At 70.5% G+C, this 12,228-nt stretch carries 10 protein-coding genes; 9 read left to right on the top strand and 1 reads right to left on the bottom strand.

What is annotated here, in order from left to right:
• Positions 1–95: 95 nt before the first annotated feature.
• From ftsW to ACFYW1_RS06245, 9 genes are all read left to right on the top strand, one after another.
• The gene (gene ftsW / locus ACFYW1_RS06285; RefSeq protein ID WP_388987776.1) at positions 96–1,550 is read left to right on the top strand and encodes a putative lipid II flippase FtsW; all 1,455 of its coding nucleotides are present in this window, start codon (positions 96–98) and stop codon (positions 1,548–1,550) included.
• 6 nt (positions 1,551–1,556) lie between these two features.
• The gene (murG, locus tag ACFYW1_RS06280; protein ID WP_388987773.1) at positions 1,557–2,651 is read left to right on the top strand and encodes an undecaprenyldiphospho-muramoylpentapeptide beta-N-acetylglucosaminyltransferase; all 1,095 of its coding nucleotides are present in this window, start codon (positions 1,557–1,559) and stop codon (positions 2,649–2,651) included.
• 50 nt (positions 2,652–2,701) lie between these two features.
• Positions 2,702–3,496 (top strand): cell division protein FtsQ/DivIB, encoded by a 795-nt coding sequence (locus ACFYW1_RS06275; RefSeq protein WP_388987770.1) that lies wholly within the window; start codon positions 2,702–2,704, stop codon positions 3,494–3,496.
• Positions 3,497–3,773: 277 nt separating this feature from the next.
• Positions 3,774–4,988, top strand: a complete 1,215-nt coding sequence (gene ftsZ, locus ACFYW1_RS06270) for a cell division protein FtsZ (protein WP_356932259.1) — start codon at positions 3,774–3,776, stop codon at positions 4,986–4,988.
• Positions 4,985–5,725 carry a peptidoglycan editing factor PgeF gene (pgeF, locus tag ACFYW1_RS06265; RefSeq protein ID WP_388987766.1) on the top strand — a complete coding sequence of 247 codons (741 nt, stop codon included), beginning with the start codon at positions 4,985–4,987 and terminating at the stop codon, positions 5,723–5,725. The genes ftsZ and pgeF overlap by 4 nt, the downstream gene beginning before the upstream one ends.
• A gap of 6 nt (positions 5,726–5,731) precedes the next feature.
• On the top strand, positions 5,732–6,451 hold the full coding sequence (locus ACFYW1_RS06260) for a YggS family pyridoxal phosphate-dependent enzyme (RefSeq protein WP_388987763.1): 720 nt from the start codon (positions 5,732–5,734) through the stop codon (positions 6,449–6,451).
• Positions 6,452–6,577: 126 nt separating this feature from the next.
• Positions 6,578–7,201 (top strand): cell division protein SepF, encoded by a 624-nt coding sequence (locus ACFYW1_RS06255; RefSeq protein WP_148834397.1) that lies wholly within the window; start codon positions 6,578–6,580, stop codon positions 7,199–7,201.
• Between the two features lie 71 nt (positions 7,202–7,272).
• Entirely contained in the window at positions 7,273–7,557 is a 285-nt protein-coding gene (locus ACFYW1_RS06250; RefSeq protein WP_388987759.1) for a YggT family protein, read from the top strand.
• Between the two features lie 49 nt (positions 7,558–7,606).
• A complete protein-coding gene (locus tag ACFYW1_RS06245) occupies positions 7,607–8,734 on the top strand; it encodes a DivIVA domain-containing protein (RefSeq protein WP_388987757.1) in 1,128 nt (375 codons plus the stop codon).
• A 165-nt stretch (positions 8,735–8,899) separates the two neighbouring features.
• Here ACFYW1_RS06245 and ileS read toward each other — a convergent pair whose 3' ends face one another.
• The gene (ileS, locus tag ACFYW1_RS06240; RefSeq protein ID WP_388987754.1) at positions 8,900–12,049 is read right to left on the bottom strand and encodes an isoleucine--tRNA ligase; all 3,150 of its coding nucleotides are present in this window, start codon (positions 12,047–12,049) and stop codon (positions 8,900–8,902) included.
• Positions 12,050–12,228 lie beyond the last annotated feature (179 nt).

Below are 12,228 nucleotides of genomic sequence, written 5' to 3'. Positions count from 1 at the left end.
CCCGCGCCGTACTGTCCCGGACGACCGGGGGCGGGCCGCCGCGTCCCGGGCCCCGGCGGCGGCCCCGGGCACGAGCAGTGGAGGGGACAGCGACAATGCCGGCCGAAGAGAGCTCCGCCGCGGCCTGTGGGCACCGCTCACGGGCCACCGCGCCGATCAGCCGGGCGTTCCCCCCGCGCCTGCTCGCGGGCGCGGGCACGGGCGCCCCGGTGCCGCTGGGCACCGCGCTGCGGGTCCGGTCGGCCACCGGCGCCCGCCGCCCCGCGGTCCCCCGCGCCAAGGGGCGTTCCACCGGCGGCTCGCGCTCCCCGCGCGGCGGCGGCGCACGCCGGATGTACGAGCGGGCGCGCAGGGCCTGGGACCGCCCCCTGACCGCCTACTACCTGATCCTGGGCGCGGGCCTGCTGATCACCGTGCTCGGCCTGGTGATGGTCTACTCCGCCTCGATGATCAAGGCCCTGGAACTCGACAAGCCGGGCACCTACTTCTTCCGCAAGCAGTTCCTCGCCGCCGTCATCGGCGCCGGGCTGATGGCGCTCGCCGCCCGGATGCCCGGCAAGCTCCACCGGGCGCTGGCCTACCCGTTGCTCATGGGAACCGTCTTCCTGATGGTGCTGGTCCAGGTGCCGGGGATAGGGATGTCGGTCAACGGCAACCAGAACTGGCTCTATCTGGGCGGACCCTTCCAGCTCCAGCCCAGCGAGTTCGGCAAGCTCGCCCTGGTCCTGTGGGGCGCGGACCTGCTCGCCCGCAAACAGGACAAGCGGCTGCTGGCGCAGTGGAAGCACCTGCTCGTCCCGCTGGTACCGGTCGCCTTCATGCTTCTCGGACTGATCATGCTCGGCGGCGACATGGGCACCGCGATCATCCTCACCGCGATCCTCTTCGGGCTGCTCTGGCTGGCCGGGGCGCCCACCCGGCTCTTCGCCGGGGTGCTCGGCTTCGCCGCGCTCATCGCCTTCGTGCTGATCAAGACCAGTCCGAACCGCATGTCGCGACTGGCCTGCATCGGCGCCACCGAGCCCGGGCCGGGGGACTCCTGCTGGCAGGCCGTGCACGGAATCTATGCTCTGGCCTCCGGCGGATGGTTCGGTTCCGGGCTCGGTGCGAGTGTGGAAAAATGGGGTCAACTGCCTGAACCGCACACCGACTTCATTTTCGCCATCACCGGGGAGGAACTGGGGCTGGCGGGGACGCTGTCGGTACTCGCCCTCTTCGCGGCTCTAGGCTATGCGGGTATCCGCGTGGCCGGACGCACGGAGGACCCCTTCGTGAGGTACGCCGCGGGAGGCGTGACCACCTGGATCACGGTGCAGGCCGTGATCAACATCGGTGCGGTGCTCGGCCTGCTGCCGATCGCCGGTGTCCCGCTCCCGCTGTTCTCCTACGGAGGGTCGGCCCTGCTGCCGACCATGTTCGCCGTCGGGCTGCTGATCGCGTTCGCGCGAGAGGATCCCGCAGCGAAGGCGGCCCTGGCCATGCGAAGGCCCGGGGTGAGATGGAAGACGATGAGACGGCGCGTCAAGAAGCGTCCGTCCGGAGAGCGGTGAATTTCGGTGCATGTCGTACTCGCCGGTGGGGGGACCGCCGGCCACATCGAGCCCGCGCTCGCCCTCGCGGACGCCCTGCGCAGGCAGGACCCGACCGTGGGAATCACTGCCCTGGGCACGGAGCGCGGACTCGAGACCAGGCTCGTACCCGAGCGGGGGTACGAACTCGCCCTGATCCCGGCCGTGCCGCTGCCCCGCAAGCCCACCCCGGAACTGATCACCGTCCCGGGACGGCTGCGCGGCACCATCAAGGCCGCCGAGCAGATCCTGGAACGCACCCGGGCGGACTGTGTCGTCGGCTTCGGCGGCTACGTCGCCCTGCCCGGCTACCTCGCCGCCAAGCGGGCCGGGGTGCCGATCGTCGTCCACGAGGCCAACGCCCGCCCCGGCCTGGCCAACAAGATCGGTTCGCGGTACGCCCACGGAGTCGCGGTCTCCACGCCCGACAGCAAGCTGCGCGGCGCCCGCTACATCGGCATCCCGCTGCGCCGCACCATCGCCACCCTGGACCGCGCCCGGGTCCGCCCCGAGGCGCGCGCCACCTTCGGCCTCGACCCCAACCTGCCGACGCTGCTGGTCTCCGGCGGCTCGCAGGGCGCGCGCCGGCTCAACGAGGTGGTGCAGCGGGTCGCCCCGCTGCTGCAGCGCGCCGGGATCCAGGTCCTGCACGTGGTCGGCCCGAAGAACGAACTGCCGCACGTGGACAACATGCCCGGGATGCCGCCCTACATCCCGGTACCGTACGTGGACCGGATGGATCTCGCGTACGCCGCGGCCGACATGATGCTCTGCCGGGCCGGCGCGATGACCGTCGCCGAACTCTCCGCCGTCGGGCTCCCGGCCGCGTACGTCCCGCTGCCCATCGGCAACGGTGAACAGCGGCTCAACGCCCAGCCGGTGGTCAACGCCGGCGGCGGTCTGCTGGTGGACGACGCGGCGCTCACCCCCGAATGGGTGCAGGGCAACGTCCTCCCGGTGCTCGCGGATCCGCACCGGTTGTACGAGATGTCCCGAGCCGCCGCCGAGTTCGGCCGCCGGGACGCCGACGACCTGCTCGTCGGCATGGTGTACGAGGCGATCGCCGCACGCCGAGGCGCGTGAGGCCGACGGGTCCGGGGGCGGTGCCCCCGGACCCGGTGTGAGGAGCGAGCGTGGCCGGACCGACAACCGCCCGGCGCGGTACGGCGCAGCGGGAGGAATCCCCGGTCCGCCCGCCGCGCACGCGCCCCGAGGGGCGCCGACTGCCCAGCCGCGCAACGCTGATCGTGAGCGGCGTGCTGGCACTGCTGCTCGGTTCCGGCGTCCTCTGGGCGCTCTACGGATCCTCCTGGCTCCGGGTCGAACAGGTCACGACCACCGGCCTCGACGTGCTGACCCCGGCCGAGGTGGAGAGCGTCGCCGCGGTACCGGTCGGGGCACCGCTGGTCTCCGTCGACACCGACGCCATCGCCGCCCGGCTGCTCCGGGAGCTGCCCCGCATCGATTCGGTGGACGTCGTGCGGTCGTGGCCGCACGGGATCCGTCTCGAAGTGGCCGAACGGCAGCCGGTCCTGTTGATCAAAAAGGGTGCAAAATTTACCGAAGTCGACGCCAAGGGCGTGCGCTTCGCAACGGTGGACAAATCGCCCGGCGGTGTACCTTTGCTGGAACTGGCCCCCGAGAAGTCCGCGAGCCTGCGCCGGTTCGGTGGTGACCGGCTGGTGGGGGAGGCGGTCCGGGTCGCCGGTGAGCTCCCGGGCCGCGTCGCCGAGGACACCGAGGTCGTGCGGGTCGCTTCGTACGACTCGATCTCCCTGGAACTCACCCGGGGGCGCACGGTGGTCTGGGGCAGCTCCGAAGGGGGTCAGGTGAAGGCGAAAGTTCTCACCGCTCTCATGGAAGCGGCTCCCAAAGCGGGACACTTCGACGTGAGTGCGCCCACGGCCCCTGCGGTGTCGGGCAGTTGACGCGTATTTGGCCTGGCCAGCACCCTGGTTGGTCATCGCTACGGGTGATCACATAGGGTGAAAAGAAAAACGGGAGGTTCGGCGTGTTCGTTGAACGCGCGCCACTTGTCGACTTAGTGTCCTGTTCGGAAGAGTCCATGAAGCAGACACACTGGTAACCCTAAACTTGAACGTTAGGGTTTGGGTCGGCACTTCGGACCGTCCCAATCGGCATCCGTCGTCGCGGCGGGAACAGCGCGCAGCGACGACACGTAACTCGAGGCGAGAGGCCTTCGACGTGGCAGCACCGCAGAACTACCTCGCAGTCATCAAGGTCATCGGTGTCGGCGGCGGTGGTGTCAATGCCATCAACCGAATGATCGAGGTCGGTCTCAAGGGCGTCGAGTTCATCGCGATCAACACTGATGCGCAAGCCCTGTTGATGAGCGACGCCGACGTCAAGCTCGACGTCGGCCGCGAACTCACCCGCGGCCTCGGCGCCGGGGCCAACCCGGCCGTCGGTCGCAAGGCGGCAGAGGACCACCGTGAGGAGATCGAGGAGGTCCTCAAGGGGGCCGACATGGTCTTCGTCACCGCCGGAGAAGGCGGCGGCACCGGCACCGGCGGCGCACCCGTCGTCGCCAACATCGCCCGCTCGCTGGGCGCCCTGACGATCGGCGTGGTCACCCGCCCGTTCACCTTCGAGGGCCGGCGACGCGCGAACCAGGCGGAGGACGGCATCGCCGAGCTCCGCGAAGAGGTCGACACCCTCATCGTCATCCCCAACGACCGGCTGCTGTCCATCTCGGACCGCCAGGTCAGCGTGCTCGACGCGTTCAAGTCGGCCGACCAGGTGCTGCTCTCGGGCGTCCAGGGCATCACCGACCTCATCACCACGCCCGGTCTGATCAACCTCGACTTCGCCGACGTCAAGTCGGTCATGTCCGAGGCCGGATCGGCGCTCATGGGCATCGGCTCGGCCCGCGGCGACGACCGCGCGGTGGCCGCCGCGGAGATGGCGATCTCCTCGCCGCTCCTGGAGGCGTCCATCGACGGCGCCCGCGGTGTCCTGCTCTCCATCTCCGGCGGCAGCGACCTCGGTCTCTTCGAGATCAACGAGGCCGCCCAGCTGGTGAGCGAGGCGGCGCACCCCGAGGCGAACATCATCTTCGGCGCGGTCATCGACGACGCGCTGGGCGACGAGGTGCGGGTCACCGTGATCGCGGCCGGCTTCGACGGCGGACAGCCGCCGGCCCGCCGCGAGAACGTCCTGGGCGCGAGCTCCGCCAAGCGCGAGGAGCAGGTCCCGCCGGTCCGCTCCGCCGAGCCGGTGCGCCAGAGCGGTGGACTGGGCTCCGTGCCCATCCGCGAGGAGCCGCCGGTCCAGGTGGAGCCCAAGCCGGTGGTGAGCGAGAGCCACCTGCCGCCGGTCGCCCCGCCGCAGGTCCCCTCGGCCCGTCCCTACCAGGACTCCCAGGCCGAAGAGCTGGATGTTCCGGACTTCTTGAAGTGATAGACCGGCACCACGCAGTAGCCTCCGGGGGCCACGCGCACTTCGCCTTCACCGACAGGTGGGGCGGAGTGAGCGCAGCCCCCTACGAGGAGCTCAACCTCGGCGGCGCGGTCGGAGACGACCCCGCCGCCGTTCTGGCCAACCGCGAGCGCGCCGCCCACGATCTCGGTCTGGACCCGGCCCGGGTCGTCTGGATGAACCAGGTGCACGGCAGGGACGTCGTGGTCGTCGACGGCCCGTGGGGCGAAGCCGAGGAGATACCCGCGGTCGACGCGGTGGTGACCGCGCGGCGCGGCCTCCCGCTCGCCGTACTCACGGCCGACTGCACCCCCGTACTGCTCGCCGACCCGGTCGCCGGGGTCGTGGCCGCGGCGCACGCGGGCCGTCCCGGCCTGGTCGCCGGGGTCGTCCCCGCCGCGGTCGAGGCCATGACCGGGCTCGGCGCCGAGGTCTCCCGGATCGTCGCCCGCACCGGGCCGGCGGTCTGCGGGCGGTGCTACGAGGTCCCGGCCGAGATGCGCGCCGAGGTCGCCCGGAGCGTCCCCGCGGCCTGGTCCGAGACCAGCTGGGGCACCCCGGCCGTGAATGTCGTCGCGGGGGTCCATGCCCAGCTGGAGGCGCTCGGGGTCGAGGACCGCCGGGCCTCCCCGGTCTGCACCCTCGAATCGAGCGACCACTTCTCGTACCGCCGCGACCGCACCACCGGGCGGCTCGCCGGATATGTCTGGTTGGACTGATAGGGCATGACGGACCGTAGAACCCAACTCGCCGAAAACCTGGCACGGGTGGAGGAACGTATCGCTTCCGCCTGTTCCGCCGCGGGGCGCGGGCGGGACGAAGTGACCCTCATCGTGGTCACCAAGACCTACCCCGCCAGCGATGTGCGGATTCTGCACGAACTCGGTGTGCGTCATGTCGCGGAGAATCGTGACCAGGACGCGGCCCCCAAAGCAGCCGAATGTGCGGATCTGTCGCTCACGTGGCACTTTGTCGGTCAATTGCAGACCAATAAGGTTCGCTCCGTGGCGGGTTATGCCGATGTCGTGCAGTCGGTGGACCGGGTCAAACTGGTCACCGCGCTCTCGTCGGCGGCCGTGCGCGAGGGACGCGAACTGGGCTGCCTCATCCAGGTGGCACTGGACGCGGAGAGCGGCGAACGGGGCGACCGGGGCGGCGTCGCGCCCGACGGGATCGAGGAGTTGGCCGCCGCGGTCGGCTCCGCGCCGGGCCTGCGGCTCGACGGTCTGATGACCGTCGCACCGCTCTCCGGACCGTACGCGGGACGGCAACGGGCCGCCTTCGACCGGCTGATGGAATTCTCATCCCGGCTGCGCGGGAACCATCCGGCTGCGAACATGGTCTCTGCAGGAATGAGCGCGGACCTCGAGGACGCGGTCGCGGCCGGGGCGACACATGTGCGCGTCGGTACGGCGGTACTCGGAGTCCGACCCGGGCTCGGGTAACGTCGCCAAGCAGGTCGGACCACAGCAGAAAATATGGTCATTCCCGCTGATGGCGGGCAGACCTCAGTGGATCGCGGGGCACTTGGTGACATATGCCGATCCACCACAGAGCGGAGGACTCGGAGCATGGCCGGCGCGATGCGCAAGATGGCGGTCTACCTCGGCCTCGTGGAGGACGATGGGTACGACGGTCCGGGGTTCGACCCCGACGACGAATTCGAACCCGAGCCGGAGCCCGAGCGGGACCGGCGGCGGCACCAGCCCGCGCATCAGGTGGAGCGGGACCGCGAACGGGAGCGGGAGGAACCGGTACGAGCGGTGCAGCCCCCCGCGCAGCGGGAGCCGGTTCAGATCCCGGCGGAAAGGGAACGACCCGCCCGGATCGCTCCCGTGGCATCCATCACACCTGAACGTCCGAACATGGAGAAGAACGCACCGGTGATCATGCCCAAGGTCGTGTCCGAGCGGGAGCCCTACCGCATCACCACGCTGCACCCCAGGACCTACAACGAGGCCCGTACCATCGGGGAACACTTCCGTGAGGGCACTCCGGTGATCATGAATCTCACGGAGATGGACGATACGGACGCCAAGCGACTTGTCGACTTTGCCGCGGGCCTCGTCTTCGGACTCCATGGCAGCATTGAGCGTGTGACGCAGAAGGTGTTCCTGTTGTCGCCTGCTAACGTCGATGTCACGGCGGAGGACAAGGCCCGCATCGCTGAGGGCGGATTCTTCAACCAGAGCTGAGAACACGACAACGGGAACAACCCCGGCCGTGAGGCCGGAGCTACGAGAGCCAGGGGAGAGGGAAGCGCGAAATGGGCGTCGCCGTGCAAGTTGTCTATGTCGCGCTGATGTGTTTCCTCATCGTGCTGATCTTCCGGCTGGTCATGGACTACGTCTTCCAGTTCGCGCGTTCATGGCAGCCCGGCAAGCCGATGGTGGTCATACTTGAGGCCACCTACACTGTCACCGATCCACCGCTCAAGCTTCTGCGGCGGTTCATCCCGCCGCTGCGTCTCGGGGGCGTGGCACTCGACCTGTCCTTCTTCGTTCTGATGATCATCGTCTACATCCTGATCGGCATCGTGATCAGGCTGTGAGCGATACGGTCTTGCCGACTGCCGACGACTACGTAGAGGTGAAGAAGAGATGCCGCTGACTCCTGAGGACGTGCGGAACAAGCAGTTCACGACCGTCCGCCTCCGAGAAGGCTATGACGAGGACGAGGTCGATGCCTTCCTCGACGAGGTCGAGTCCGAGCTGACCCGCCTGCTCCGTGAGAACGAGGATCTGCGCGCGAAGCTGGCCGCCGCAACGCGTGCCGCCGCGCAGAACCAGCAGCAGGGCATGCGCAAGCCGGAGCCCCAGGACAGGCCCGGCGCACCCGTGCCCGCCGCCATATCGGGACCGCCGGTCCAGCAGCAGCCCCCGCAGATGGGTCCCCCCCAGCTGCCCGGTGGTGCTCCGCAGCTGCCCGCCGGCCCCAGCGGTCACGGTCCCGGCCCCCAGGGCCAGCACGGCCCCGGCCCGCAGGGCCCGCACGGCCCCGGTCCGATGCAGGGCGGTCCCATGGGTGGCCCGATGGGTGGTCCCATGGGCGGTCATGCCCCCCAGCAGCAGATGCAGCAGATGCAGCAGCCGCAGATGCAGCAGCCCGGTCAGGGCCCCGGCGGCGACAGCGCCGCCCGTGTCCTCTCGCTCGCGCAGCAGACGGCCGACCAGGCGATCGCGGAGGCCCGTTCCGAGGCCAACAAGATCGTCGGCGAGGCGCGCAGCCGCGCCGAGGGCCTGGAGCGGGACGCCCGTGCCAAGGCGGACGCGCTGGAGCGGGACGCGCAGGAGAAGCACCGCGTGGCGATGGGCTCGCTGGAGTCGGCCCGCGCGACGCTGGAGCGCAAGGTCGAGGACCTGCGCGGCTTCGAGCGCGAGTACCGGACCCGTCTGAAGTCCTACCTGGAGAGCCAGCTGCGTCAGCTGGAGACCCAGGCCGACGACTCGCTGGCCCCGCCGCGGACCCCGGCGACCGCCTCGCTGCCGCCGTCGCCCTCGCTGGCTCCGGCCGGTGCGGGTGCCATGGGCCACACCATGGGCGGTGGCAACCCGCCGATGGGCGGCGGCAACCCGTCCATGGGTGGCGGCCCCTCGTACGGCGGTCAGCAGCAGATGTCGCCGGCGATGACGCAGCCGATGGCGCCGGTGCGGCCGCAGGCGCCGCAGCCGATGCAGCAGGCTCCTTCGCCGATGCGCGGGTTCCTGATCGACGAGGACGACAACTGAGCCGGGTGCGCGCGATGAGCGCGTAGCCGTCGGCAGGCTGAGGGCCGGGCCCCGGGGTTTCCCCGGGGCCCGGCCCTTTTGCCGTGGGCGGGCCCGGGCGCGGTGCGGGGAGAACGGAAGGGGCCCGGCGGACAGCTGTCCGCCGGGCCCCTTCGGCGTTCCGGGCTACTGCTCCGTCTTGCGGAGGCGGAACGTCAGGGCCAGGCCCTCGTCCGTGAACGGCTCGCCGTACGCCGTGTCCGCCTCGCCCTGCGCGTAGTCCAGGGCCAGGACCTCGTCCGCGATCAGGGCGGCGTGCTCGGTCAGCGCCTCCACCGTGGCGGGGGAGGACGACGTCCAGCGGACGGCGATGCGGTCCGCCACGTCCAGGCCGCTGTTCTTGCGGGCCTCCTGGATGAGCCGGATCGCGTCACGGGCCAGGCCCGCGCGCCGCAGCTCCGGGGTGATCTCCAGGTCCAGGGCGACCGTCGCGCCCGAGTCGGACGCGACCGACCAGCCCTCGCGCGGCGTCTCGGTGATGATCACCTCGTCCGGGGAGAGGGCGACCGTCTCGCCGTCCACCTCGACGGAGGCGGTGCCCTCGCGCAGGGCCAGCGAGAGGGCCGCCGCGTCGGCGTTCGCGACCGCCTTGGCCACCGCCTGGACGCCCTTGCCGAAGCGCTTGCCGAGCGCCCGGAAGTTGGCCTTCGCGGTCGTGTCGACCAGCGAGCCGCCCACCTCGGAGAGCGAGGCCAGCGAGGAGACGTTCAGCTCCTCGGTGATCTGGGCGTGCAGTTCGGGGGAGAGCGTCTCGAAGCCGGCCACCGCGACCAGGGCCCGGGACAGCGGCTGGCGGGTCTTGACGCCGGACTCGGCGCGGGTGGCCCGGCCCAGCTCGACCAGCCGGCGCACCAGCGCCATCTGCGTGGAGAGGGCGGGGTCGATCGTCGCCGGGTCCGCCTTCGGCCAGGTGGACAGGTGTACCGACTCGGGGGCGTCCGGGGTGACCGGGACGACGAGGTCCTGCCAGACCCGCTCGGTGATGAACGGGGTGAGCGGGGCCATCAGCCGGGTCACCGTCTCGACGACCTCGTGCAGGGTGCGCAGCGCCGCCTTGTCGCCCTGCCAGAAGCGGCGGCGCGAGCGGCGCACGTACCAGTTGGACAGGTCGTCGACGAAGGCCGACAGGAGCTTGCCCGCGCGCTGCGTGTCGTACCCCTCCAGGGCCTGCGTGACCTGGTCCACCAGTGCGTTCAGCTCGCTCAGCAGCCAGCGGTCCAGGACCGTGCGGTCCGCCGGGGCCGGGTCGGCCGCGGAGGGGGCCCAGTTCGACGTACGGGCGTACAGGGCCTGGAAGGCGACCGTGTTCCAGTACGTCAGGAGGGTCTTGCGGACGACCTCCTGGATCGTGTTGTGGCCGACGCGGCGGGCCGCCCACGGGGAGCCGCCGGCCGCCATGAACCAGCGCACCGCGTCCGCCCCGTGCTGGTCCATGAGCGGGATCGGCTGGAGGATGTTGCCCAGGTGCTTGGACATCTTCCGGCCGTCCTCGGCGAGGATGTGGCCGAGGCAGACCACGTTCTCGTACGAGGACTTGTCGAAGACCAGGGTGCCGACCGCCATCAGCGTGTAGAACCAGCCGCGGGTCTGGTCGATGGCCTCCGAGATGAACTGCGCCGGGTAGCGGCTCTCGAAGGTCTCCTTGTTCTTGTACGGGTAGCCCCACTGCGCGAACGGCATCGAGCCCGAGTCGTACCAGGCGTCGATGACCTCCGGGACGCGGCGCGCCTCCAGCCGGCAGTTCTCCTGCGAGCAGGTGAACGTGACCTCGTCGATGAAGGGGCGGTGCGGGTCCAGTCCGGACAGGTCGGTGCCGGTGAGCTCGCCGAGCTCGGCGCGGGAGCCGACACAGGTGAGGTGGCCGTCCTCGCAGCGCCAGATCGGCAGCGGGGTGCCCCAGTAGCGGTTGCGGGACAGCGCCCAGTCGACGTTGTTGTTCAGCCAGTCGCCGAAGCGGCCGTGCTTGACGGAGTCCGGGAACCAGTTGGTCTTCTCGTTCTCCCGGAGCATCCGGTCCTTGACGGCGGTCGTGCGGATGTACCAGGACGGCTGCGCGTAGTAGAGCAGCGCGGTGTGGCAGCGCCAGCAGTGCGGGTAGCTGTGCTCGTACGGGACGTGCCGGAAGAGCTTGCCGCGGGCGGCCAGGTCCTCGGTGAGCGCCTCGTCGGCCTTCTTGAAGAAGACGCCGCCGACCAGCGGCAGGTCCTCCTCGAAGGTGCCGTCGGGACGGACCGGGTTCACGACCGGGAGGCCGTACGCCTTGCAGACCAGGAGGTCGTCGGCGCCGAAGGCCGGGGACTGGTGGACCAGACCCGTACCGTCCTCGGTCGTCACGTACTCGGCGTTGACGACGTAGTGCGCCTCGGCCGGGAAGTCGACGAGGGTGAAGGGGCGCTCGTAGGTCCAGCGCTCCATCTCGCGTCCGGTGAAGGTCTCGCCGGTGGTCTCCCAGCCCTCGCCCAGCGCCTTCTCGACGAGCGGCTGCGCGACCACCAGCTTCTCCTCGCCGTTCGTCGCGACGACGTAGGTGACGTCGGGGTGCGCGGCGACGGCGGTGTTGGAGACCAGGGTCCAGGGGGTGGTCGTCCAGACCAGGAGCGAGGCGCTGCCGGCGAGCGGGCCGGAGGTGAGGGGGAAGCGGACGAAGACCGACGGGTCGACGACCGTCTCGTACCCCTGCGCCAGCTCGTGGTCGGACAGGCCGGTGCCGCAGCGGGGGCACCAGGGGGCGACGCGGTGGTCCTGGACCAGTAGGCCCTTGTTGAAGATCTCCTTCAGCGACCACCAGACCGACTCGACGTACTCGGGGTCCATCGTGCGGTACGCGTTGTCGAGGTCGACCCAGTAGCCCATGCGGGTCGTGAGCTCGGCGAACGCGTCCGTGTGCCGGGTCACCGACTCGCGGCACTTGGCGTTGAACTCGGCGATGCCGTACGCCTCGATGTCCTTCTTGCCGTTGAAGCCCAGCTCCTTCTCGACCGCGAGCTCGACCGGCAGGCCGTGGCAGTCCCAGCCCGCCTTGCGGCCGACGTGGTAGCCCTGCATGGTGCGGAAGCGGGGGAAGACGTCCTTGAAGACGCGGGCCTCGATGTGGTGGGCGCCGGGCATGCCGTTGGCGGTGGGCGGGCCCTCGTAGAAGACCCACTCGGGGCGGCCCTCGGACTGTTCGAGGGTCTTGGCGAAGACCTTGCTCTCGCGCCAGAAATCGAGCACGGCGTGCTCCAGCGCGGGCAGGTCGACCTGGGCGGGAACCTGGCGGTACTGCGGCGATGTCATGGGCGGACTTCCTCCGGCGGACGTTTTCCACTTCCGTCGGAGGGACGAGAGCCTCGTCGGCTCCCGCGGTACCACCCTCCTTGGCCCCGGGCATGCGCCCGTGACCCCCTCATTGGGGCGCGATGCCGGTTCTACTTGCCTTGCGCCCGTGGGCGGAGCCCACCGTTCCAAAGCGTTCT

This window comes from Streptomyces sp. NPDC002669, assembly GCF_042889165.1.
Taxonomy (GTDB): domain Bacteria; phylum Actinomycetota; class Actinomycetes; order Streptomycetales; family Streptomycetaceae; genus Streptomyces.
Note: the sequence above shows the minus strand (reverse complement) of the source record. Positions and strands in the feature narration are given on the sequence as shown.